Source organism: Gilliamella sp. X-57, from assembly GCF_057063565.1.
Genome location: NZ_JBXSQI010000022.1, coordinates 1 through 23,137 on the forward strand (window position 1 = coordinate 1; position 23,137 = coordinate 23,137).

General features: G+C 36.5%; 22 protein-coding genes and 3 pseudogenes. 16 read left to right on the forward strand and 9 right to left on the reverse strand.

Features of this window, described 5'->3' with window-relative positions:
• From ACYIAL_RS10290 to ACYIAL_RS10340, 11 genes and pseudogenes are all read left to right on the forward strand, one after another.
• Positions 1-205 (forward strand): annotated as a pseudogene (locus tag ACYIAL_RS10290) (hypothetical protein); the annotation flags it as partial.
• A gap of 3 nt (positions 206-208) precedes the next feature.
• Positions 209-484: a hypothetical protein gene (locus ACYIAL_RS10295; RefSeq protein WP_174797192.1), complete on the forward strand. Its 276-nt coding sequence runs from the start codon at positions 209-211 to the stop codon at positions 482-484.
• 15 nt (positions 485-499) lie between these two features.
• Positions 500-634, forward strand: a pseudogene (locus ACYIAL_RS10300) (IS3 family transposase); the annotation flags it as partial.
• A gap of 180 nt (positions 635-814) precedes the next feature.
• Positions 815-1,159 carry a hypothetical protein gene (locus ACYIAL_RS10305; protein WP_483751615.1) on the forward strand — a complete coding sequence of 115 codons (345 nt, stop codon included), beginning with the start codon at positions 815-817 and terminating at the stop codon, positions 1,157-1,159.
• Between the two features lie 143 nt (positions 1,160-1,302).
• On the forward strand, positions 1,303-1,434 hold the full coding sequence (locus ACYIAL_RS10310; protein ID WP_483751616.1) for a hypothetical protein: 132 nt from the start codon (positions 1,303-1,305) through the stop codon (positions 1,432-1,434).
• A 421-nt stretch (positions 1,435-1,855) separates the two neighbouring features.
• On the forward strand, positions 1,856-2,833 hold the full coding sequence (locus ACYIAL_RS10315) for an HlyD family secretion protein (protein ID WP_483751617.1): 978 nt from the start codon (positions 1,856-1,858) through the stop codon (positions 2,831-2,833).
• 42 nt (positions 2,834-2,875) lie between these two features.
• Positions 2,876-4,036: an ABC transporter permease gene (locus tag ACYIAL_RS10320; RefSeq protein WP_174797188.1), complete on the forward strand. Its 1,161-nt coding sequence runs from the start codon at positions 2,876-2,878 to the stop codon at positions 4,034-4,036.
• On the forward strand, positions 4,033-5,223 hold the full coding sequence (locus ACYIAL_RS10325) for an ABC transporter permease (protein ID WP_483751618.1): 1,191 nt from the start codon (positions 4,033-4,035) through the stop codon (positions 5,221-5,223). Before ACYIAL_RS10320 ends, ACYIAL_RS10325 begins: the two co-directional genes overlap by 4 nt.
• Before the next feature lie 293 nt (positions 5,224-5,516).
• A complete protein-coding gene (locus ACYIAL_RS10330) occupies positions 5,517-6,230 on the forward strand; it encodes an epoxyqueuosine reductase QueH (protein WP_174797186.1) in 714 nt (237 codons plus the stop codon).
• Positions 6,231-6,450: 220 nt separating this feature from the next.
• Positions 6,451-6,717: pseudogene (locus ACYIAL_RS10335) on the forward strand (CDP-alcohol phosphatidyltransferase family protein); the annotation flags it as partial.
• A gap of 97 nt (positions 6,718-6,814) precedes the next feature.
• Positions 6,815-7,078, forward strand: coding sequence for an HPr family phosphocarrier protein (locus tag ACYIAL_RS10340; protein WP_034913021.1), 264 nt, complete (start codon positions 6,815-6,817; stop codon positions 7,076-7,078).
• Positions 7,079-7,198: 120 nt separating this feature from the next.
• Here ACYIAL_RS10340 and ACYIAL_RS10345 read toward each other — a convergent pair whose 3' ends face one another.
• On the reverse strand, positions 7,199-8,560 hold the full coding sequence (locus ACYIAL_RS10345) for an APC family permease (RefSeq protein ID WP_174797185.1): 1,362 nt from the start codon (positions 8,558-8,560) through the stop codon (positions 7,199-7,201).
• A 368-nt stretch (positions 8,561-8,928) separates the two neighbouring features.
• Between ACYIAL_RS10345 and ACYIAL_RS10350 the strand changes: the two genes are divergently transcribed.
• Both ACYIAL_RS10350 and ACYIAL_RS10355 read left to right on the forward strand, forming a co-directional pair.
• Complete coding sequence (locus ACYIAL_RS10350) at positions 8,929-9,363, forward strand: PTS sugar transporter subunit IIA (RefSeq protein WP_483751619.1); 435 nt, start codon at positions 8,929-8,931, stop codon at positions 9,361-9,363.
• On the forward strand, positions 9,356-10,744 hold the full coding sequence (locus ACYIAL_RS10355; RefSeq protein ID WP_483747872.1) for a PTS fructose transporter subunit IIC: 1,389 nt from the start codon (positions 9,356-9,358) through the stop codon (positions 10,742-10,744). The genes ACYIAL_RS10350 and ACYIAL_RS10355 overlap by 8 nt, the downstream gene beginning before the upstream one ends.
• A gap of 75 nt (positions 10,745-10,819) precedes the next feature.
• On the opposite strand, the gene ACYIAL_RS10360 is transcribed toward ACYIAL_RS10355, so the two are convergent.
• A complete protein-coding gene (locus ACYIAL_RS10360; protein WP_483751620.1) occupies positions 10,820-12,502 on the reverse strand; it encodes an amidohydrolase in 1,683 nt (560 codons plus the stop codon).
• A 148-nt stretch (positions 12,503-12,650) separates the two neighbouring features.
• On the opposite strand from ACYIAL_RS10360, the gene matP reads away from it, so the two are divergent.
• From matP to cysB, 3 genes are all read left to right on the forward strand, one after another.
• Entirely contained in the window at positions 12,651-13,142 is a 492-nt protein-coding gene (matP, locus tag ACYIAL_RS10365; protein WP_483751621.1) for a macrodomain Ter protein MatP, read from the forward strand.
• Between the two features lie 2 nt (positions 13,143-13,144).
• Positions 13,145-15,754, forward strand: coding sequence for a type I DNA topoisomerase (gene topA / locus ACYIAL_RS10370; protein ID WP_174797181.1), 2,610 nt, complete (start codon positions 13,145-13,147; stop codon positions 15,752-15,754).
• A gap of 170 nt (positions 15,755-15,924) precedes the next feature.
• The gene (cysB, locus tag ACYIAL_RS10375; RefSeq protein WP_483751622.1) at positions 15,925-16,896 is read left to right on the forward strand and encodes an HTH-type transcriptional regulator CysB; all 972 of its coding nucleotides are present in this window, start codon (positions 15,925-15,927) and stop codon (positions 16,894-16,896) included.
• Between the two features lie 73 nt (positions 16,897-16,969).
• Here the strand turns inward: cysB and hisIE are convergent, their stop codons facing one another.
• The 7 genes from hisIE to hisD are packed head-to-tail and all read right to left on the reverse strand — an operon-like array spanning position 16,970 to position 23,136.
• Entirely contained in the window at positions 16,970-17,596 is a 627-nt protein-coding gene (gene hisIE / locus ACYIAL_RS10380) for a bifunctional phosphoribosyl-AMP cyclohydrolase/phosphoribosyl-ATP diphosphatase HisIE (protein ID WP_483751623.1), read from the reverse strand.
• Positions 17,590-18,366 (reverse strand): imidazole glycerol phosphate synthase subunit HisF, encoded by a 777-nt coding sequence (hisF, locus tag ACYIAL_RS10385; protein WP_483751624.1) that lies wholly within the window; start codon positions 18,364-18,366, stop codon positions 17,590-17,592. Before hisF ends, hisIE begins: the two co-directional genes overlap by 7 nt.
• Positions 18,348-19,085: a 1-(5-phosphoribosyl)-5-[(5-phosphoribosylamino)methylideneamino]imidazole-4-carboxamide isomerase gene (hisA, locus tag ACYIAL_RS10390; protein WP_483751649.1), complete on the reverse strand. Its 738-nt coding sequence runs from the start codon at positions 19,083-19,085 to the stop codon at positions 18,348-18,350. Before hisA ends, hisF begins: the two co-directional genes overlap by 19 nt.
• Before the next feature lie 17 nt (positions 19,086-19,102).
• A complete protein-coding gene (hisH, locus tag ACYIAL_RS10395; protein WP_483751625.1) occupies positions 19,103-19,690 on the reverse strand; it encodes an imidazole glycerol phosphate synthase subunit HisH in 588 nt (195 codons plus the stop codon).
• Positions 19,691-20,758, reverse strand: a complete 1,068-nt coding sequence (gene hisB, locus ACYIAL_RS10400) for a bifunctional histidinol-phosphatase/imidazoleglycerol-phosphate dehydratase HisB (protein WP_483751626.1) — start codon at positions 20,756-20,758, stop codon at positions 19,691-19,693. It lies immediately after the preceding gene.
• Between the two features lie 8 nt (positions 20,759-20,766).
• A complete protein-coding gene (hisC, locus tag ACYIAL_RS10405; protein ID WP_483751627.1) occupies positions 20,767-21,825 on the reverse strand; it encodes a histidinol-phosphate transaminase in 1,059 nt (352 codons plus the stop codon).
• Between the two features lie 15 nt (positions 21,826-21,840).
• On the reverse strand, positions 21,841-23,136 hold the full coding sequence (hisD, locus tag ACYIAL_RS10410; protein WP_483751628.1) for a histidinol dehydrogenase: 1,296 nt from the start codon (positions 23,134-23,136) through the stop codon (positions 21,841-21,843).
• Between the last annotated feature and the right edge of the window lies 1 nt (position 23,137).

The window sequence follows — 23,137 nt, forward strand, 5'->3', positions numbered from 1 at the left end:
TAGCAGTTTAAGCTACAATGAATGGATGTGGGTGAATAGTTTTATGGAATTTTCGGATAAAAACCTAGATACCGAACAGATGCCAGATGAATATGAGTGGTCGGTAAAAATCAATTGGTCAGAAGAATTCGACAAAAAATCCAAAGCCAGCTCGCTTGAAGCGTATCAACAAATAGATGCCGAGTATAAAAAAATTAAGGAATAAATAATGCCATCTAAATATCAACCGCAAGTGTCATGCTGGCGCGAAGATTTATACAAAGGGGTTTATACAACCCGCCATTATTTAAGTAATAATAAAAAATTACGTTATGCTAATGATGATTATTGTGAATTTTCTCGGCGATTAACGGGGATGGGAAGCTTATTAATTAGATGGATTCTTATTATTCTTTTCTTTATATGTGTATTGATGACAATTTCTGGGGTTGATAATCATCTGATTGATGAATGTTTAACAGCATTTGAAATTAAACGGTTGTAAAGTCGCAAAGGCTGTCCCTATGATAACGCAATTGCAGAAAGCACATTTAAAGCAATGAAAACAGAATTTGTGTCGAATACTATTTTTGATTCACTGACGCAACTTAAATTGGAATTTAATCATTATGTGGATTGCTTTAATTATAATTGACTTCATTTAACATTAAATTACCAGTCGCCGATTGAATACAAAAGAAATCGATGATCTTATCTTTTTGGTACTAAAAAGTGTGGACATACCAGGCTAAGTTGATTAACCAAACGAGCTTTAGCCAAAGGACTTTTACGTGATGTTATTACCCGCGCTATTGCCATTTATAGCGCACAATTTATGGCAAGAAGAGTTGTAATGCTTGGACTTGGCGTTTGGATTGGCTTGATTACTTTAATGATTGAAGGGTTAATCTGGTATATTACCGATAATGATCTCGAAAAATGGTTAAAATATAGTGCATTAGGTACTAAAAATAAGAGTCAAAATGCCTTTAAAAATGTGACTGAGCAAAAAGCCGAATTTAAAAAAACATTAAAAAACATGTTTTGTCTTGATGAATCCATATTATCACAGGTGAATAATCAAAATAATACACAACAAGCAGAACAAACTACTGATAATTCATTTTCTGAATATGATGCTTTATTACTGATTATAGATGATTATAATCGGCAAAAATAGTCTCTAATCACTCTATTAGCCGATGCTGTCACCCAAAAAGCCTTAGCAGAGCAATTTAAAAATCAGTACGAATATATCAATGTCAATGGTTATTCAATTGGTGATATCTTTAGTGGCAAAATGAATTAACAACGAGGTTTATAATGAATAAATATTTTCAAATTATTACTGGCAAAATCACCGAACTGCAAGTGATTGATACCAATTTATCTCTATTTGGTGACAATGCCTTAGCCAGTTTGCCGCTACTTGGGCAACAGTGCCGAAGCCGCTAGTCAACTTGGCATGGCAAGCGGTCAAGAAGAAGCTGTCGATTACTTTAACAGTGTGCAATACTTTCGCTGTAAATTGGGTAAATTAACCATACAAGGGATTTTTTGTCGGGCATTTTTTCGTAATATAGTTTTATTGATCTTGGAATGATGCAAAATTGTGTAATAATTTAGAAGGTGAATTAGGCAATAGTATTGATGGTGTGTTTGCCTGTTTTTAATTATCACAAATAGTGAAAAAAGATTTTAATAAATTGATTTTAAAGGATATATAAGTAATTATTTATCACTAACTCAACACCAATGATTTTTAAAAATCACAGCTATATAACGCTATATTTTATTGCGTATTTTAATATTTGCCTTTATATTATTGCCAATAATCTTATTCCAGTTTTACTCTAATCATTTATAAGCACAATTTATGCATAAAAAACGTCTTTCTTTGATTGTAGCGATCATTGCTGTTATTGCTATGGTTATTATTATATATTTTGCTAATCAACCGAGCACCATTATATTACAAGGAGAAGTTGAATCTAGCAGTGTTGATGTTGCAGCTAGAGTGCAGGGGCGAGTGGTTCAATTTAATTATGATGTTGGAGATAATGTTAAACAAGGTGATGAACTTCTTACCCTTTCAAATCCGGCATTATTAGCGCAGCTTGCAACGGCAGAAGCGCAATTAAAAGTGACAATGGCGAGCCGTGATAATACTTATAGTACTAGACCAGAAACCATTGATGTGCAAAAGGCACAGTTAGATAAAGCAAATTCAGATTTAGTTTTAGCACAAACGAGCTATGAACGTATTAATCGTTTAGCTAAAAATGGAACAGTTTCAAAGCAAAATTATGATGAATCTTTTAATCAATATCAAGCAGCGATTAAGGCCCATGAAGCCGCTAAAGCTAATTTAGAATTAGCCGAAAATGGTAATAGTATAGAACAGAAAAAATTAGCCGATGCGCAGGTGGAACAGTCTGAGGCCGCGTTGTTGCAAGTAAAAACGGATGTGAATGAATTAACTTTAGTTGCCCCTATTAGTGGTCAAATTACGACTCGGGTTGCCGAAACCGGACAATTGTATAATCCGGGCACGCCACTTTATTCTATTATAGATTTAAATGATATTTGGTTTACTTTTAATATTCGCGAGGATTTGCTAGGCAATCTTAAAGTTGGTGATACGTTTCAAGTAAAAGTGCCGGCATTAAATAATCAAGTTATTGATGTTAAAGTCACCGTATTAAATGCCTTAGGCCAATATGCAAATTGGCAAGCGACCAAAGCGACGGGGGACTTTGACCTAAAAACTTTTGAAATGCGTGCAAAACCAATTAATAATGTGGCTGGTCTTCGTCCAGGAATGAGTGTTACCACAAAGTGGCAATCTCACTAACATAAATAATATGGAGATTATACACAAAAGGAAAGGGCACTGATGTCTCAATCGCTATTAGAAGTGATTAGATGGGAACTTCGTAAATTAATTAAACAACGTTTTTTGTTTTTATTAGTTTTCATCTATCCTTTATTATTCATTTTTTTATTTCTTTATATGTATCATGCTGGTGTAATTACCCAGATACCTATCGCAGTTGTTGATCAAGATACAACTAAATCATCTCGTACATTAATTCAACAAGTGGCAGCTTCACCGCAGTTACAGGTCGCTGAACGTTATCAAGATCTTTCTTCAGCCAAACATGCGTTGATTAAGGGAAAAGTTTATGCTGTGCTTTTTATTCAACCCGAATTCGAAAAAGATCTTATCGCAGGGCATCAACCAGAAGTAATCGCTTTTTATAATAATCAGTATATGTCGGCAGGTACGATTATTTTTCGGGCGATGAGTTCTGCATTGAAAACAGCTAATAGCCAAATAGTACTGCAAGGATTATTAGAAAAAGGAATTGCTTCACCGGTAGCACAAAGTCAAATGCAAACTATTCCAGCTAGTTTACATCCTTTATATAATCCTACATTAAATTATCTTTATACCTTAATTAATGGTTTAATCCCCACGATTTTGCAGATCATTATTATGATGGCAATGGTTACTAGTGTTACTCGAGATCGCTTTGCTGCAACGAGTTATCAGCAAATCTTACAACTAGCTAATCAGAATATTTTTATCTTTTTATTAGGGCGTATTCTTCCATATTTTCTTTACTTTTTATTTTGTCTGATTTTATTTGATACAGTTTTAATCGCTTATTTTAATTTACCATTAAATGGGCATTTTATATTGCTGATGCTTGGTGGTATCGGGTTTACACTGACTTGTTGTTTATACGGGATTTTTTTTGGTTTAACTGGCTCAACCCTAGCACAAGCTTATGGCAGTGCAAGCTTAGTGGCATCGCCTAGTTTTGGGTTTACTGGTCTGATTTTTCCACGTCTTGCAATGAATACTTTTGCTTATATTTGGGGCGCTTTATTGCCTGTGACATGGTATATACAGATTCGTCTTGATCAAACATTACGAGCGCCAAATATGATGACTTCGTTAGAACCCTTTGTTTATTTATTGATCCAGTTTAGCGTTATGGCATTACTTATTACTCTTTATTTACGAAAAATCCGTAGGCGGTTAATATGATTAAATCTTTATTATTAATTTCCTATGAAGAACTAAAACGTATTTTCCAAAATAAAGCGATAGCCAGCGTTATGTTTGTGGGAATTTTTATCTATTTTTTCTTTTATCCACAACCTTATTTACATGAAGCGATACGAGATGTTCCGATTGCTGTTATTGACCAAGATAACACTAATTATAGTCGAGAGTTAGTTAGACAACTTGATGCCAATAAATCCATTAACATAAACTTACATATTGCGGATTTACAGACAGCTAAAAAATTGATTGAAGAGCGTAAAATCTATGGGGTAGTGCTGATCCCTTATCGTTTTCAGCAACATATTTTAGAGGGTAAAACGAGCCCTATCTCATATTATGGCGATGCGAGTTATATTTTAATTTATAGTAACGTTGCCACCGCGGTTAATACCGTTGCTAGCAATTTTGGTGCTAAAATTTCCATTTCGCGAAAGATAGCGCAAGGCGTTGATCCAGCTGTAGCAACCAATAGTGTTTCACCGTTTAATAGCCAGTTGATAAGTTTATTTAATCCTCAATCAGGCTATGCAACCTATGTTATTCCTGCTGCTTTTATTTTGATCTTATATCAAACATTGCTTATTGGTAGCATTTTATGTCGTCTATTTAGCAAAAACTCTGATTTTGAAATAACTTTTATTAACCAACAGAACGATGCGACATCTTCAGCATTATTACTACTTTTTGGCAAATTACTCACTTATCTAATGCTTTACCTGATCTATTTTATGATGTATACCGTATTTGCAAATTATTGGTATGATTTACCACGCCTAAGTCATCTTGTTGTTTCGTTGTCGTTTATTATTCCTTTTATTTTTTCTACTGCATTATTAGGTAAAGTTGTATCACATTTTGTGCATACGGTGAGTGATGTTTTTTGCTTAATTATACCGTCAAGTATGGTGATATTTTTTGTTACAGGATTATCTTGGCCAAAAGAATTAATGCCACCATTATTCCACTTGATTGGTGATATATTTCCAGTGGTACCAGCCATAATTGGCTCGGTAAAAATAAATCAAATGGGTGCAAGTTTTGCTGAATTCAGTCCACAATATTGGCATTTGTGGATATTAACGGTTGTTTATTTTGGTATTGCATTTATTCTTGAGAAACGAGCCATTCAAAAGGCAATGTCTGCAAATGTTAGGGAAGAAAAATAAAATAGGGTTGTTTTATTTATCATAACTAACCAAATTTAAGCAGGAATGTTTCAACGCCAATTATTAGGTTAGCCATGTATTATTGTATTGGATTATCCCGATTTATCTTTTAGCTTTATGATAAAATCTAATCATTTAAATTAAATATCGTCAATTATCTATAGATTCAAATATAAAATTTCAGTCTTCATCTTGAAGGCTTGTGGATATCGCTATATTATAGTCGGTCGACTAAAAACTTAGTTAACTAAAACAATAAAATAGAAAACAAAATTAAATATAAATGAGTTCCCATGTTAATCAATGCTAAAAACATTCTTGAAAAATTAAATCCACATAATAAAGTAAATTATGATTCTGTATTAAAAGAGGTGATTGCTAATTGGCAGGCAGAATCAGCGCGACCAAAGTTATTAATTCATAGCTGCTGTGCTCCGTGTAGTACTTATGTTCTTGAATATTTGGCTCAATATGCCGATATTACGATCTATTTTGCTAATTCTAATATTCATCCTCGAGTTGAATATGAATATCGTAGTGTGGTACAGCAAAAATTTATTGCTGATTTTAATCAAAAAACGGGGCATAACGTTCAATTTCTAGAAGCGCCTTATCAGCCAGCAGAGTTTATCAAAAAGGTTGAGCATTTGCGTGATGCGCCAGAAGGTGGTGAACGTTGTCATATTTGTTATAAAATGCGATTAGACTTAGCGGCAATTAAGGCTCAAGAACTAGGGTTTGATTATTTTGCTAGTGCATTAACCCTTAGTCCAAAAAAAAATAGCCAAAAAATTAATGAATTAGGATTTGAAATCCAAGAAATTTTTTCGGTCAATTACCTTCCTTCTGATTTTAAAAAGAACAATGGTTATAAACGTTCGATTGAACTTTGTAAAGAGTATGATGTGTATCGTCAATGTTATTGTGGCTGTATTTTTGCGGCTAAAGCACAAGGCGTTGATTTGAAAAACGTGATTAAGCTTGCTAAGCAAGGATTGCAAAAATAGCCATGAGTTGTTTTTACTGTTTGAATTTACACCATAAAATCATACTTCAAAAATTTGTATAACCTAAAACTTCTTGTAAATAGCATTGATTGAAAATAGAACCAATTTGCTATTTACTATTTTTAAAGGCATGCATAAATATAATAGGTTTGAATCGTATATCTATGTTATATTTATATAAATATAACATAGTGCATTAAACTGATAGGATTATAATGTGTTGTCAATTTATCAATTAAAACCTAAATTCCAAGCATTCCTTAGACCTTATGCAATTTATCTTCATGATGCCAATATTACTGCTAATCAGGTAACATTAGCGGCATGTTTTGGTTCTATCATTGTTGCTTTCTTTGTTGGATTATTGGCACAGTATCAATGGATTTTTGTATTGATTCCTTTATGGATGTTTATTCGTATGGCGCTGAATGCGATTGATGGGATGTTAGCTAGAGAATATCACCAAAGATCAAATTATGTAAATGAATATAAAAATCCCCATGTAAAAAATGAGCAAAACAGTTTAATTTATGATATAAATACAGATATTGTTTTAACGTTAAGATATAGATAAGGACTTTATTATGTTAAAAGAGCAAATGGTAGTAAAAAATTCAACCGGCTTGCATGCACGCCCTGTTACAACACTAGTTAAATTAGCTGGTCGTTATAAATCATCAATTGAGCTTGTCTATAATGATAAAGCTATCAAATTAAAAAGTATGATGGGATTACTTGGTGCAGGCGTAAAAGGTGGTTCAACTGTTGAAATCATCTGTGATGGTGAAGATGAACAAGCTGCAATGGACGAAATCCGTGAGTTATTCGCAACAGGCTTTGGCGAATAATTGCTGAGTTAATCTCGTAATCATTTTTAAGAAATTTATTCCGTCGACAATAGTCGACGGAATTGTAAAGAAGGCGTTAACTAAATACTTTATAGTAGACATATTTATCTAATTGAATGGTTAATCTTTGATAATCGAATGTAGTTCTTTATGATCAATCGAAGGTAACAAACGCGTAAATCCTCGAGTAAGATAAAGTAAATAAAGAAAACCCATTGCCAACCAAACTAAACCAACAATCATCGCTGTCGCATCAAGACTTGTCCATAACCATAGTGAGAGTAAAACGCCAATGGCAGGTAATAGCCCATATTTGAATAGGACAGAGACTGTTTTTGTCTTGGTGTCGCCTAAATAGCTTTTAATTACACATAAATTAACAAAGGTAAATGCAACTAAAGCACCAAAACTGATCATTGAAACAACCAAACTAAGATCTAATACCAATGACAGTAAAGAAAAACAGGCGACAAAAATAATCGACAAGTAAGGGGTTCTAAAGCGTGGATGAATCTTATAAAAGATTTGTTTAGGTAACACACCTTCACGCCCCATGGCATAGAATATTCTTGATACACTCGTTTGAGCTGTCATTGCCGATGCAAAGACACCAGTTAAATATGCCGCTTGGAAGAAATTATACATAAAATTACTTCCTAATTGGCTGAGATTACCAACTTGACGAACCACATCTAAACTTGCAGTATCTTTATTATCGATAAAATCACTCCATTTAGGATAAGCTAAGTGAGCACAATAAGAAACCACTAAAAAAATACAACCAGCAATAAGGACAGTCCAGATAATAGCTCTTGGAAGCGATTTTTGAGCATCGTTAGACTCTTCTGCCAAGGTGGCAATGGCATCAAATCCTAAAAAAGCAAGGCATAATATTGCTGCACCAGACATTAAACCACTAAAATCACTTGCATTGACTTGTAGTGGTTTTATCATTGCTTCAGGGGTTAAATCCACATTAACTAAAGTCAAAAATATAAATAACCCAATAAAAATCATCTGAACAATAATTAAGGTGAAATTTACCGAATTAATCAATTTAATACCCAGATAATTTAAGAGACTAACACCAATCAATGACCCAAGTACAAATACATACGCAGGAACGCTAGGAAATGCTTCGTTAAGGTAAATACCTAGTACCAAATAATTTAATATTGGTAAAAATAGGTAATCAAGGATTTGTGCCCAACCCACCAAAAATCCAATTTTTCCACCAAACGTATGTTGAACATACGAATAGGCAGAACCAGCAATTGGAAGCTTATTTGCCATTCGGCAATAGCTTAATGCTGTAAAAAAGATCATAGCTAGGGTGATAATATAGGCTATAGGTAAGTGACCGTTACTTAATACTGTCACTTCCCCATAAGTGGTAAAGATCCCTAAAGGAACCATATAAGCTAAACCAAATGCAATCAATGCAGGTGTGGTTAAAACTCGTTTCATTTTTATTGCGGACATGACTTTGCTCCTCTGTCCCAAAAAACAATAAAAAACTACTAAGTATAGTTTTGCCTTTTTACCCGCTTAAAGCGGCAGGGAATTCTGCCATATTGTGATAATTATGCAAGTTAATTTTTAGTAAAATGATACTAAAGCAAACAAATTATCACCTTTAAAGCATATTATTAATGGTTTTAGTCTAATTTAATTTAGAGTATTTGATTAAACGGTTGAGTTTCTATTTGCATATTTGTGATCCAAATCTATTATTTATTAGACAAAATAAGTGTCAGTGCAAATAAATTATTGTATATTTTATCTACAGTATATATAGAGTGAAAATTGAGTTATTGCAAATAATCTATTATCAGTAAGAGGATCAATTTATGCAGTCAATCCCTGTTTTACCGGTTGATTTAACGGGTGATGTTGTTACTCAAAAATCAACAGTTATCCATTTAATGGTTGAAGCTAGCCAAGCTTATTTAACTAATATTAAAACCTTTTTTGACGATGTTATGGCGCACGAACAAGAAATGGAAACCGATGTGTTACCTGATATTGCTTTACCACACGCTAAAAGTAATGCGGTTAAAACGCCATTTATTGTTGTTGGTAAATATGTCGATGGCATAATTTGGAATAATGGCAATAAAGTCAAATTAGTCATTTTAATTGGCGCGCCAGAACACGCCAATAAAGAGCACTTATCCATTATTGCGAAATTAGCATCGAATTTAGCTAATGATGATTTTGTCGAAGATTTGCTTAAAAGCGATATTCAATCTGTAGCAAATAAGATTAGAGGTTTATATGAGTAAAAAAAAGATTGTTGCGATTTGTGCGTGTACCGCAGGGATGGCTCATACTTATATTGCTAAGCAAAAAATTGAAAATGAGGCGAAAAAACGTGGTTGGGATTATAAAATCGAAACACAAGGTGCCGCAGGTATTGAAAATTCATTAACCGAACAAGATTTTAAAAGTGCCGATGTAATTTTATTAGCGACTGATATTTCAATTGAAAATGCCGATAGGCTTGAGCCTTATAAAAATGTCATAAAAGTGAGTACTGGTGAAGCAGTTAAAAATACTGCCAATATTTTTAATAATGCAGAAACTATGTCGACTAAAGTGGTTAAAGATAGTATTGGTAAAGAGATATTTAGAGCATTGAATACGGGTATTAGTAAGTTTTTACCCGTTATCATTGCATCGGGAATACTTTTTTCAATTGTGTTAATGACAGGTGAGGTAACAAACGATACTATTTTGCCAAGTAATCAATTCTTTATTGATTTAAAACAAGTTGCCTTATATGGCTTTGCCATGATGGTGCCTGTGCTTGCTGCTTATATGGCTTATTCCATTGGTGGTAATGCTGCTTTAGCGCCTGCATTTATTATGGGGTATGTGGTTAATAATCCAATTGGTTCTAACCAAGTCAGTACTGGATTTATTGGTGCAATGATTTTTGGTATTTTAATTGGCTATTTTGTTAAATGGTTCAAAACAGTTAAAGTTCATCCAGTGATAGCTTCGGTTATGCCTGTGATGATTATTCCAACTGTAACGATACTAGTGATGGCACCACTTTATATTTATGGGCTATCTTATCCGCTTGATTGGTTTGTTAAAGCTATGGTCGCAACTTTAAAAGGTATGTCAGAGGTTAATGCTGCATTTTTAGGTATTGGCATTGGTATATTAGCGGCGCTAGATATGGGAGGGCCATGTAGTAAAGCGGCGACTGCATTTACCTTAGCGGCAATGGCTGAGGGGGTTTATGGTCCAAATGGCGTATTTCGTATGTGCTGTGCTATTCCACCATTAGGTTTAGCTATGTCGTCATTGATTGTTTCACGCCCAAAATACACCAAAGAAGAGAAAGAGTTTGGCATTACCGCTTTCTTTTTATCATTGGCGGGTATTACCGAAGGTGCGATCCCTTTTGCGGCTAAAGATCCAAAGCGTGTTATTATTGCTATTGTTGTTGGCACTGCCATCGCAGGTATGCTAGGTATGATCAATGGGATTGAATCATTGGTAGCATTTGGCGGGTTAGTTGCATTAGGTGGGGTGACCAAAGCGACAGCGTGGTATGTCATTGATATGTTTATTGGTGCATTAATTATCGCCGCTATTTTACATTTCACGAAACCAACAGCAGTGGAAACCGAAGTAGTTGCTGATGTTGACTAAAGTCTAAATAATAACCAATGCTACACCAATCATGGTTGGTGTAGCAATTTGTAAATTAAAGACATAAAGTTTAAATTATGCTTGCTGATAAACGATTTTACCGCCTACAATCGTTGTTAATACCTTGACATTTTGCATATCGGTTGCTGGAATAGTAAATGGATTGCGATCTAAAATAATCAAATCAGCAAATTTACCTTTTTCAATTGACCCTATGTATTCATCTTGTTTTAATACATAGGCGGCATTAATAGTAGCGCTACGTAATGCTTCAATAGCGGTTAGATTGCGATCACTGTTTAACCGAGGATGATCGGCATCGATTTGTCTAGTCATTGCAATTTGGAAATCGTACCATTCATTTAATGGATCAATTGGCCAATCGCTACCAAAAGCACATGTTACACCTGCATCAATATATTGCCCGTGTGCTTCTAAACCGTTATAGCGTTCTGGACCAAATAGGGTTTGATATTGTTCAACCATTGCCGAACTACAACCAGCCCATTGGAATGAAAATACAACACATGCATTTAATTGTTTGTATCTGGTAAATTGGTGTAGTGCGCTTAGTTCGTTATGCGCAGTGCTTGGACGAATATCGGCATTAGGTAATGCCTTACGCATTTTTTCAATGGCATCAAGTACAACTTCGATAGCCCCTTCACCAACTGTATGCATATGCGGATGAAAACCAGCTTTTGCCGATTCAAGAATTAGAGCATCTAACATTTCAATGGAATAATAAAGATCACCGTAACGATCTTTTTCGTCGGCTAAATTGTACGGTTTAAGCAAGCGTGCGGTCATTAATGGTGCTTGCATTACACCATCTACAAATAATTTGGTATGCGAAATTTTAATGCCGGGCTTGGGTTGCCAGTTTTTATCGTCGTAACGAGCAGCGAACTGTTTAACTTTGTTAAGTAAAGTTGGAATTTCTTCTATTGAGGATACATCATCTGGCGGTAATTCACGTGCACCAAATAAGCGAATCGATAGTTGGTCTTGTTGTTGTAGCTTTAAAAATGCCTCGGCTTGGGTTTCGGTAATTCGAGCATCCATAACAGCAGTAACGCCTTGTTTATTAAGTTCTGCTTGTGATAATTTAGCAATGTTGACAGCTTGTTCATCGGTGAGCTTAGAAATGCTGTCAAACGCACGCATAGCCGGGGCATCTTCTAATATGCCATTTAATTCACCGTCATCAGTACGACCAATCTTTCCATCGGTTGGTTCAGGGGTGTTTCTATCTAAACCAAATTTCTCTAAAGCGATGCTATTGGCAACTAAAGTATGGCAGTCATTAGAAAACAAAATAACAGGGCGTTTTGTATTTAGTCTATCGAGATCAAAGCGCGTAATATCTGTGCCAATTGGTAAAACCTCTTGCCTTAGCCAGCCACGAACTTGTAACCAATGAGTATTATCACTGATAGAATCTTTATCTAAATATTGTTGTATAATAGCTAATGTATCATCAATAGTTAAGCTTTGATAATTTAAATTACACGACGATAATTGCATACCTCCCCAAAAAGTATGCAAATGCGAATCAATGATTCCTGGCATCATCGTTTTACCTTGCAGATCATAAATGGTTGTGTGATTATCAACATAGTGATTGTTATTTATCTCTTGCGTGCTACCAGTTGCAATAATATAGCCATTTTCGATTGCTATTGCCTCGCAGACACTATTTTGTTTGTCTGCGGTGTAAATATAGCCATTAATATAAATAACATCTGCTTTAGCCATTATGGGGATTCCTTAAATAAAGATCAAAATGAAAGGTCAACGATAGCAGATTTATAAAAAATTTGTCAAATGTAATAATTTTCTTTATTGTGTGAGCAGATTATGCTACAAATATTCCATTTTAGTTACAACGTCACAAGGTGAGCGGATGAAATACCAACAACTAGAAAACCTTGAATGCGGTTGGAAGTGGCACTATTTAGTAAAAAGGCATCTAGAGGGTGAACTAATTACTCGATATATTGAAAAAAGCGCCGCTGAGCAGGCTGTCAATGCATTATTGTTACTAGAACATAATCCAACAGGTGTCGTTGATTGGATAAAAGAGCATTTAAATCCAGATTTAGATAACCGCATGAAACAAACCATTCGGGCAAAACGAAAACGGCATTTTAATGCGGAACAGCAATATACTCGAAAGAAGTCCATTGATTTGGAATTTTTAGTCTGGCAACGATTAGCTAATTTAGCCAAACGCCGTGGATGCACATTGTCACAAACCATTACGCAACTCATTGAAGATGCAGAGCAGAAAGAGCAATATGCAACACAAGTAACAACAATTAAAGATGATTTACTATCACTCCTAAATGCGAAGCCAGATAGTAAAGAATACAAACAACAGAATAGAAAGGTTTAATTATGGGAAAATCCCTTGTTATTGTGGAATCACCAGCTAAAGCAAAAACGATTAATAAATATCTTGGTAAAGATTTCGTGGTTAAATCAAGTGTAGGTCATATTCGCGATCTACCCAAGAGTGGTAGTAGCCAACGAGCTGAAAAATCAACAAAAGAGACAAAAGACAAAGCCGAAAAAAAAGTTAAACGCTCCGAACAACAGATTTTAGTTGATCGGATGAGTGTTGATCCATACAACGGTTGGAAAGCGCATTACGAAATTTTACCTGGCAAAGAACGGGTGGTATCAGAATTAAAAAAACTGGCTAAAGATGCAGATATGATCTATCTCGCAACCGATTTGGATAGAGAGGGAGAAGCCATTGCTTGGCATCTTAAAGATGTCATTGGTGGCGATGAGAGTAAATACCGTCGTGTTGTGTTTAACGAAATCACCAAAACAGCGATCAAAAATGCCTTTAATGAGCCAGCTATGCTCGATATGGATCGGGTCAATGCTCAGCAAGCACGCCGATTTATGGATCGGGTTGTGGGTTTTATGCTATCACCTTTACTTTGGAAAAAGGTTGCTAGAGGCTTATCGGCTGGTCGTGTTCAGTCAGTTGCAGTGCGTTTAGTGGTTGAACGTGAACGTGAAATTCATGCTTTTATTCCTGAAGAATATTGGGATCTTTTTGCTGATTTAAACACAGCTCAAAAAGAGTCTTTAACCCTACAAGTTACCCATTATAAAGACGAAGCGTTTGAACCAAAAGATAAAGTTGCTATTGATATTGCGCTAGCAGGACTTAATCAAAATCAATATCAAGTAACGAATATTGAAGAAAAACCGACAAAAAGTAATCCAACTGCCCCGTTTATTACTTCGACTTTACAGCAAGCCGCAAGTACTCGCCTTGGTTTTGGCGTTAAAAAGACTATGATGCTAGCTCAGCGTTTATATGAAGCTGGTTATATCACCTATATGCGTACCGATTCAACTAACTTGAGTCAAGATGCATTAACTATGGTACGAGATTATATCGGCAACAAATTTGGCGATAAATATTTACCAAAATCACCTAATGTATATAGTAGTAAAAAGAATTCACAAGAAGCGCACGAGGCGATTCGCCCATCAGATGTTACTATTCTTGCTGATAATATTAGTGATATTGAAGCAGATGCGAGTAAATTATATCAACTCATTTGGCGTCAATTTGTGGCTTGTCAAATGACATCAGCCGAATATAACTCAACAACAATTACAGTTAAATCAGGCGATTTTACTTTAAAGGCCAAAGGTCGTACATTGCGTTTTGATGGTTGGACTAAAGTACAACCACAACTGGCAAAAAATAATGAAGATAAAATATTACCACCGTTATCAGTCAACGACAAACTCGATTTAATCAGTTTAAATCCAAATCAACACTTTACCAAACCACCTGCTCGGTATAACGAAGCATCACTGGTTAAAGAGCTTGAAAAACGTGAAATTGGACGCCCATCGACTTATGCAACCATTATTTCGACAATTCAAGATCGCGGTTATGTGCGTTTGGATAATCGTCGCTTTTATGCAGAAAAAATCGGTGAAATTGTTACTGATAGGCTCAGCGAAAACTTCAATGATTTGATGAGTTATGATTTTACCGCACGTATGGAGCATGCACTGGATGAAATCGCTCATAAAAAACAAGAATGGCGCGAAGTACTTGACCAGTTTTTCAGTGATTTTAGTCAGCATCTTGAGGTTGCCGAACAAGCGCCTGATAAAGGTGGTATGCAACTTAATCCATTAGTATTAACACCTGAAATTAAATGCCCTAATTGTAGTCGTGAAATGGGCATTAAAACTGCGGGTACAGGTGTATTTTTAGCCTGTTCAGGTTATGCGTTGCCACCTAAAGAACGTTGCAAACAAACCATTAACTTAATTCCTGAGCACGAAACTTTAAATATTTTGGAAGAAGCTGAAACAGCCGAAACCGATGCTTTAAGGGCACGTAAACGCTGTCCAAAATGCCATACAGCGATGGATAGTTATTTGCTTGATAACGAGCGTAAATTGCATATTTGTGGCAATAATCCGATTTGTGATGGTTTTATTGTTGAAAAAGGTAGCTTTAAAGTTAAAAGTTACGAAGGGCCAATTATTGAATGTGAAAAATGTGGATCTGAAATGCATTTAAAATCAGGACGATTTGGCTTATATATGGGCTGTACTAATCAAGATTGCAAAAATACGCGTAAAATCTTAAAAAATGGTGATGTAGCTCCACCTAAAGAAGATCCAGTCGATTTGCCTGAACTTAAATGTACAAAATCAGATGCACATTTTGTATTACGTGATGGTGCCTCAGGGATATTTTTAGCTGCCCATAATTTTCCAAAATCAAGAGAAACGAGAGCGCCATTGATTGAAGAGTTACAACGCTTTAAAGATCGCTTGCCAGAAAAGTTTATCTATTTGACCGAAGCTCCAAATAAAGATCCTGATGGTAATCCATCCATTGTTCGTTTTAGCCGTAAAAACAAACAACAATATGTTACCTCGGAAATTAATGGAAAATCGACAGGTTGGGTGATGCAATATGTGGATGGCAAATGGATCAATAATAAAAAATAGGTAAGCACACCTGAATTTTGTCAAAAAGTTTCAGGAAAGTATGCGTTTTAGTATAAAAATAATTATTTTTGTTTGTGCTAGGCTGTGAAAAGGTTTACCTTAACAATTCTCCCTTTTGTAATATGATTAAAAGGGAGAAAAGCTTACAGTTAAAGGAGCTTTTGTTTGTCATGAAATTGCAACAATTACGCTATATTGTCGAAGTCGTCAATAACGATCTTAACGTATCGTTGACATCCGAAAAACTGTATACTTCTCAACCAGGTATAAGCAAACAAATAAAATTATTAGAAGACGAGCTTGGCGTTCAGATATTTACCCGAGTAGGTAAGCACCTTTCAGAAGTGACGCCTGTCGGTGAAAAAATTATTGCGCTTGCTCGAGAGATCCTCAATAAATCGAGCGATATTAAAATTATTGCCAAAGAATTTAGTCAGCCAAATCAAGGTTCATTAACAATTACCACAACTTATACTCAAGCACGTTATGCCTTGCCTGCTGTGATCCAGCAGTTTATGCAACAATATCCAAATATTACTTTGCATATGGAGCAAGGATCATCACCACAGTGCATATCTCAAGCACAAGCAGGGCAGGCCGAATTGGCTATTGTGACCGACATTTCACAGCTTAGCGATGATATGATTGCTTTACCTTGCTATCACTGGAACCAAGCAGTGATTGTGATGAAAGATCACCCGCTTGCCAAAAGCAGCTTAATTACAATTGAAGATCTTTCACAATATCCATTAGTCAGTTACGATTTTTCTAATGATGGTTCAGATTTAAATCAAGCTTTTTTACGCGCTAATCAGTCGCCTAATATTGTTTTTAGCACAACAGACGCTGAGTTAATTAAAACCTATGTTAAATTGGGTGTCGGTATTGGCATTGTCGCCAAAATGGCGGTGAATAATGCTTCAGAGGATGATTTTGTTGTACTGAATGCTGGTCATATTTTCCCCTACAGCACAACCTATATCGTTTTTGCGCGTTCGTTATTTTTACGTAGTTATATGTATGATTTTATTCAGCAGTTTTCACCACATTTGCATCGACAAACTGTCGATAAACTCATGTTATGTGAAAATAATATCGAAGTATTAGCGATGTTTAATGGGGTAAAATTGCCTGTTTGCTAAGTCAATTTATTTTTTATCATAATAAAAAAATGTAAATCAAAGTGCGATATGATTCGCACTTTGATTATTTTTATTATTTATGCCTTGCTTTTAAAATGCCAATCACATCTTGTAGTGACAGATTTTGATCTTGGAGTAATACTAATAAATGATAAACCAAATCCGCAGATTCATTTTTTAACTCTTCTCGATCATGAACTGTCGCAGCAAGGGCGGTTTCAACACCTTCTTCTCCCACTTTTTGCGCTATTCGTTTTGTGCCATCATGATACAGTTTTGCCGTATAGGATGACTTAGGATCGGCATTTTTTCGTGCAGCGATTAATTGCTCTAATTCAAACAAAAATCCCCATTCGCTTTTAGTATTAGCAAAGCAACTTGTTGTGCCGGTATGGCAAGTTGGACCAACTGGATTCACTAAAATCAGTAACGTATCATTATCGCAATCAGCCGAAATACTCATGACATTTAAAACGTTACCAGAAGTTTCACCTTTGGTCCAAAGGCGCTGTTTGGTGCGTGAATAAAAAGTGACTTTACCACTACTTTGTGTTTGTATTAACGCTTCTTGATTCATATAACCAAGCATTAATACATCACCAGATACATAATGCTGAATAATGGTCGGCATTAAATTATCTACTTTTTGCCAATCAAGTTGTTGTAAATCTAATTGGGTATTGCAATTTTGAGTTAACATAATCGAATATCTACTCCATGTTGTGCCAAATATTGTTTAAGTTCACCAATATTAATGATTTGCTTATGAAAAATGGAGGCTGCCAATGCACCGTCAATTTCAGCTTGGTCAAATGCCTGTAAAAAATGCGCCATATTTCCCGCACCACCTGAAGCAATCAGCGGTACCTTGCAAATACCGCGAACCGCTTTCAGTTGCTCAAGATCATACCCATTACGAACGCCGTCTTGGTTCATCATATTTAGAACAATTTCGCCCGCACCACGTTTTTGCACCGCTTGTACCCAATCAAGCGTATTCCATTTTGTGGCAACAGTGCGTTTTTCGTCACCTGTAAATTGATAAACATGATAATTGTTTGATTCTTTGTCATACCAAGTATCAATACCAACCACAATACACTGCACACCATAACGATCTGCAAGCCTTGTAATTAAAGTGGGATCGGCAAGTGCAGGGGAATTGATCGAAATTTTATCGGCACCAAAGCTTAATATTTGCCCAGCATCTTCAACGGTTTTAATTCCGCCAGCAACACAAAAGGGGATATCAATAACTTCGGCCACTTTTGCAACCCAACTTTTATCAACCACTCTCCCATCTGACGAGGCGGTAATATCATAAAAGACCAATTCATCAGCCCCTTCTTGCGCATAGCGCTTTGCTAAAGGCACAATATCACCAATAACTTCGTGATTTCGAAATTGCACACCTTTAACCACTTGACCATCGCGAACATCTAAACAAGGAATTATTCTTTTTGCCAACATGAAATTGCCTCCTGAACAGTAAATTTTCCTTCAAGCAAAGCACGACCAACAATCACACCTGCTACGCCACTATTTTGTAGTGCTTTAACATCGTTTAACTGACCAATACCACCAGATGCTTGAAAAGCTATTTGTGGGTATTTTTGGCTGATTTCTTGATACAATTTAATGTTTGAGCCACTTAGTGTGCCATCTTTTGAAATATCAGTGCATAGTACATGTTGTAAACCGTAAGGTAAATAATCCTCGATCACTTGTTCTAATGTCTGCTTTGAATCTTCTTGCCAGCCATGAATGGCAACATATTTATTGCCTTGATTATCAATGCGAACATCCAGAGCCAACACTAATCTTTCTGCGCCATATTTTGTGAACCACAGTTTGACTAATTCGGGTTGTTTAACCGCTGTTGAGCCAATTACTACGCGAGCGGCACCGGCGGATAGTAATGATTGTATATCTTTTTCAGTACGAATGCCTCCACCAACTTGAATAGGCACTTGTACGCCATTAATCAACGTTTGTATTAACGAAATTTGGCGCGAGGTTGGATTTTTTGCTCCACTTAAATCAACAAGATGCAATAGTTTAGCGCCTTGTTTTTCATAATCTTGTAAACGCAAAAGGGGATGATTGCCATAATTGCGCTTTTGCGCATAATCACCTTGATGTAATCGCACAACGGATCCATCAATTAGATCAAGGGCCGGAATGATCATTGGAAAAGTTGTCATAGTTACATCTCCAAAAAGTTTTTGAGCAATTTTGCACCGGATGAGCCAGAACGCTCTGGATGAAATTGCACGCCGTAAAAGTTTTCTTTTTGTACGGCAGCGGTAAAGCTTTCGCCGTAATTGGTTTCTGCTATTGTTGCTGAGCATAGTGGCATCGCGTATCCATGTACAAAGTAAAAATAAGCACCATCAGGAATATCTCGAAAAAGATGATGGCCGGCTTTTGGGTAGACTTGATTCCACCCCATGTGTGGCAAAGGTAGACCATAATCAGGAATTTCAACAACGTTTTCAGGGATGATTCCTAAAGTATGCACATGCCCTTCATTGCTGTAATTTGCTAAAAGTTGCATACCAAGGCAGATCCCTAATACCGGTTGTGTACAAACTTTGATAAGCTCTATTAAATTGCGTTCTTTTAGTTTTTGCATAGCTGAACTTGCTGAGCCTACGCCTGGTAGAAACAGTTTGTCTGAACTTAGCACGACATCAGGATCAAGGCTAATTATTGGATCATAACCTAACCGTTGCACAGCATATTTGACCGATGAAAGATTAGCGCAGCCAGTATCAAGAATGACAATCTTCATTTATAGCACTCCTTTTGAACTTGGCAATCGATCACTTTCAATTTTGATTGCTTGCTTTAATGTACGCGCAAAGGCTTTAAACAAACTTTCAACTTTGTGATGATCATTATTGCCTTCGGTTTCAATATGTAACGTGATAGCCATAGCATAACTCAGTGAGTAGAAGAAATGCTCAACCATTTGTGTGCTCATATCGCCTACTTTTTGGTGAGTAAACTCGGCTTTAAATTTAAGATAAGGGCGCCCTGAAATATCAATTGCACACTTGGCTAAACACTCATCCATTGGAATAACAGATGCGTAACGCGTAATGCCACGTTTATCGCCGAGTGCTATTTTAAGTGCCTCGCCTAACGCCAGTCCAGTATCCTCGATGGTGTGGTGATCATCAATATGCAAATCACCTACTACTTGGATATTGAGCTTAATACTGCCGTGTGTAGCAATTTGATCGAGCATATGATCAAAAAAACCAATTCCCGTATTAATTTGACTACCACCTTGGCGATCTAGCCATACTTCGACTAATATTTTCGTTTCTTTAGTATTGCGTTCAACTTTAGCATAGCGATCAGCGGAGGTTAATCGTTGCGCAATTTCGTGCCAATTTAAATTTTCAGGATGATATCGTAACCCTTTGATTTGCATATTTTCAGCCAACTGAATATCAGTGACCCTGTCACCAATAACGTAGCTATTTTTTTTGTCCAATTTACCACTAGTAAGATAAGGTAACACTAATTGGATTTTAGGTTTACGACATTCGCAGTTATCCTCTAGAAAGTGAGGGCAAATTAGCACATCTTCAAAATTAATGCCTTGTGATTTAAAAATCTGCATCATTAGATTATGCGGTCCATCAAAATCTGCTTGTGGATAGCTGTTAGTACCCAGCCCATCTTGATTGGTGACCATCACTAATTTGTATCCTGCTGCTTGTAGTTTAAGCAGAGCAGGGATTACTTGAGGTTCAAATGCTAATTTTTCAAACCGATCAACCTGAAAATCAATCGGCGGTTCGGTAATTAATGTGCCATCTCGATCAATGAATAAGTATTTTTGTAACATTTTTGCTCCTATTTTATTGCTTTGAGCGCAGAAATTACTGCTTCACACTCAGCTTGGCTGCCAATGGTGATTCGAATCATATTATTTTGGCCAATCGACTTGCTTTGATCGCGTAAGATAATCCCTTTATTCCATAAGATATTAAACACGTCTTTATTATCTTGAAACTTCACACATAAATAGTTGGACGAACTCGGATAAATTTTTTCAACAACTGATAACTGTGCTAGTGAACTGGCAAATTTTTCTTTTTGTTTGTTTAAATTGATTACATGCAACTTCATAGCATTAATGCCATCTTTACTCAGCGCTTGTGCCGCAATATCGGCCACGGGCGTAGCGAGTGGATAGGGAGCAATGACTTTTTGTAATGAATCAATCACCGGTTTATTCGCAATCGTAAAACCACAACGTAATCCTGCTAAAGCAAATGCCTTTGATAGTGTGCGTAACACCACTAAATTAGAGTAGTTAGCAAGCCAACTCACCACCGTTGAGTTAGGGGAAAACTCAATATAAGCCTCATCAATCACCACTAAAGCACGATTGTTAGTAATATTGAGCAACGCCTTAATATCCTCAGGATCAATTAAGTTACCCGTTGGATTATTGGGTGAACAAACATAAATCAGTTTAACGCCATCAAGATGCTGCTCGATACCCTCAAGATCAAGCTGCCAATCGGCTTTGGTTGGGACTGTTTTGGTTTTTATGCCTAACGTTTCAGCACTCACTTGATACATGCCATAAGTTGGTGGGCAGTACAAAATGCTGTCTTTTTCAGGCTCGCAAAATGCACGCATTAATAATTCAATAGCTTCATCAGCGCCGCGGCTAACAATTAACTGATCGGGTTGTACACCTGCATATTGAGCATAACGCTGAATCACTTTTTCTGGTTGTGGCTCTGGGTAACGGTTTAAGGTTTGTTCGGTCAATTCAAAATGTGGGGCAACTGGGTATTCGTTGGCATTGAGCCACACATCACCATTACCACCAATCCGACGGGCGGATTGATAAGGCGTTAGTTTCTGTATATTTTTTCTAACTAATTTATTGATATCCATGTTATCCACCTATTTTTAACCCATTGAATTTAATGCCGCTAGGCGTAAAGTTACCGCGTGTTTATGGGCGGTGAGTTGTTCGGCTTCGGCCATAAGTTCGACAGCGTTTCCGATTGCTTTTAAGCCCTCTGGCGATAATTTTTGTACTGTCATTCTTTTTTGAAAATCAGCCAGCCCAAGGCTAGAATATGTTGCGGTATAGCCATATGTTGGCAGTACATGATTAGTCCCAGAAGCATAATCACCGACTGATTCAGGCGACCAATTGCCTAAAAATATTGAACCAGCACTGGTGATTTGTTCAACTAATTCATCCGCATTGGCTGTTTGAATAATTAAGTGTTCGGGACCATAACGATTGCTGATGTTAATGCACTGAGTTAAATCTTTCGTTACAATTAAGCGACTCTCTTTCAAAGCTTTTTCCGCAATCTCTTTGCGCGATAGTTGGGCAAGTTGCTTATCGACGGCGATTGATACCGCTTGCGCAATGACCTCGTCAGGGGTAAGCAGAATCACTTGCGAATCAGGGCCATGTTCGGCTTGTGATAACAGATCTGCAGCAATAAAATCAGGGTTTGCCGAACTATCAGCAATAACCAGCACCTCAGAAGGACCCGCAGGCATATCAATGGCGGCACCGTCAAGACGTTGACTTACTTGGCGTTTGGCTTCGGTAACGTAAGCATTGCCTGGACCAAAAATTTTAGCCACTTTAGGCACCGATTCAGTACCAAATGCCATAGCAGCAATCGCTTGAGCTCCACCAAGTTGATAAATCTCGGTAATGCCACAAAGTTCAGCTGCATATAATATTTCATCCGCAATCGGTGGCGGCGAACATAAAATCACTTTACGACAACCCGCAATTTTAGCTGGTATTGCCAGCATTAACACGGTTGATAATAAAGGGGCAGAACCACCCGGAATATACAGACCAACAGAATCGATTGGGCGAGTCACTTGCTGACATTTTATACCCGGCATTGTTTCAACTATAATGGCTTGTTTTACTTGTGCTTGGTGGAATTTTTCGATATTAGAAACAGCAAGTTGCATAGCTTGTTTCAATTCAGGATTAACTCGGCAAGTTGCAGCTTTAATTTCATCTTGGGTTAATTTAATTTGCGTGATCTGGACTTTATCGAACTTGTTACTAAGCGCTTTTAATGCTTCATCGCCATTTTGTTTAACTTGAGCCAAAATATCTGTTACTGATTTGCTAATCGAATCAGAGGCCGTGATAGCAGGGCGTGTTAATAGCGCTATTTGTTGTTCATTTGTACATTGTTGCCAATAAGAGAGTTTCATA

What these genes read in the sequence shown, in the direction of transcription:
- hisA (WP_483751649.1), bottom strand. Translation starts at nt 19,085, where the DNA reads ATGATCATTCCGGCCCTTGATCTAATTGATGGATCCGTTGTGCGATTA.
- ACYIAL_RS10305 (WP_483751615.1), top strand. Translation starts at nt 815, where the DNA reads ATGGCAAGAAGAGTTGTAATGCTTGGACTTGGCGTTTGGATTGGCTTG.
- ACYIAL_RS10345 (WP_174797185.1), bottom strand. Translation starts at nt 8,560, where the DNA reads ATGTCCGCAATAAAAATGAAACGAGTTTTAACCACACCTGCATTGATT.
- ACYIAL_RS10330 (WP_174797186.1), top strand. Translation starts at nt 5,517, where the DNA reads ATGTTAATCAATGCTAAAAACATTCTTGAAAAATTAAATCCACATAAT.
- ACYIAL_RS10350 (WP_483751619.1), top strand. Translation starts at nt 8,929, where the DNA reads ATGCAGTCAATCCCTGTTTTACCGGTTGATTTAACGGGTGATGTTGTT.
- hisD (WP_483751628.1), bottom strand. Translation starts at nt 23,136, where the DNA reads ATGAAACTCTCTTATTGGCAACAATGTACAAATGAACAACAAATAGCG.
- ACYIAL_RS10295 (WP_174797192.1), top strand. Translation starts at nt 209, where the DNA reads ATGCCATCTAAATATCAACCGCAAGTGTCATGCTGGCGCGAAGATTTA.
- ACYIAL_RS10360 (WP_483751620.1), bottom strand. Translation starts at nt 12,502, where the DNA reads ATGGCTAAAGCAGATGTTATTTATATTAATGGCTATATTTACACCGCA.
- ACYIAL_RS10315 (WP_483751617.1), top strand. Translation starts at nt 1,856, where the DNA reads ATGCATAAAAAACGTCTTTCTTTGATTGTAGCGATCATTGCTGTTATT.
- hisIE (WP_483751623.1), bottom strand. Translation starts at nt 17,596, where the DNA reads ATGTTAACTCAAAATTGCAATACCCAATTAGATTTACAACAACTTGAT.
- hisH (WP_483751625.1), bottom strand. Translation starts at nt 19,690, where the DNA reads ATGAAGATTGTCATTCTTGATACTGGCTGCGCTAATCTTTCATCGGTC.
- hisC (WP_483751627.1), bottom strand. Translation starts at nt 21,825, where the DNA reads ATGGATATCAATAAATTAGTTAGAAAAAATATACAGAAACTAACGCCT.
- matP (WP_483751621.1), top strand. Translation starts at nt 12,651, where the DNA reads ATGAAATACCAACAACTAGAAAACCTTGAATGCGGTTGGAAGTGGCAC.
- cysB (WP_483751622.1), top strand. Translation starts at nt 15,925, where the DNA reads ATGAAATTGCAACAATTACGCTATATTGTCGAAGTCGTCAATAACGAT.
- ACYIAL_RS10355 (WP_483747872.1), top strand. Translation starts at nt 9,356, where the DNA reads ATGAGTAAAAAAAAGATTGTTGCGATTTGTGCGTGTACCGCAGGGATG.
- ACYIAL_RS10320 (WP_174797188.1), top strand. Translation starts at nt 2,876, where the DNA reads ATGTCTCAATCGCTATTAGAAGTGATTAGATGGGAACTTCGTAAATTA.
- topA (WP_174797181.1), top strand. Translation starts at nt 13,145, where the DNA reads ATGGGAAAATCCCTTGTTATTGTGGAATCACCAGCTAAAGCAAAAACG.
- hisB (WP_483751626.1), bottom strand. Translation starts at nt 20,758, where the DNA reads ATGTTACAAAAATACTTATTCATTGATCGAGATGGCACATTAATTACC.
- hisF (WP_483751624.1), bottom strand. Translation starts at nt 18,366, where the DNA reads ATGTTGGCAAAAAGAATAATTCCTTGTTTAGATGTTCGCGATGGTCAA.
- ACYIAL_RS10325 (WP_483751618.1), top strand. Translation starts at nt 4,033, where the DNA reads ATGATTAAATCTTTATTATTAATTTCCTATGAAGAACTAAAACGTATT.
- ACYIAL_RS10310 (WP_483751616.1), top strand. Translation starts at nt 1,303, where the DNA reads ATGAATAAATATTTTCAAATTATTACTGGCAAAATCACCGAACTGCAA.
- ACYIAL_RS10340 (WP_034913021.1), top strand. Translation starts at nt 6,815, where the DNA reads ATGTTAAAAGAGCAAATGGTAGTAAAAAATTCAACCGGCTTGCATGCA.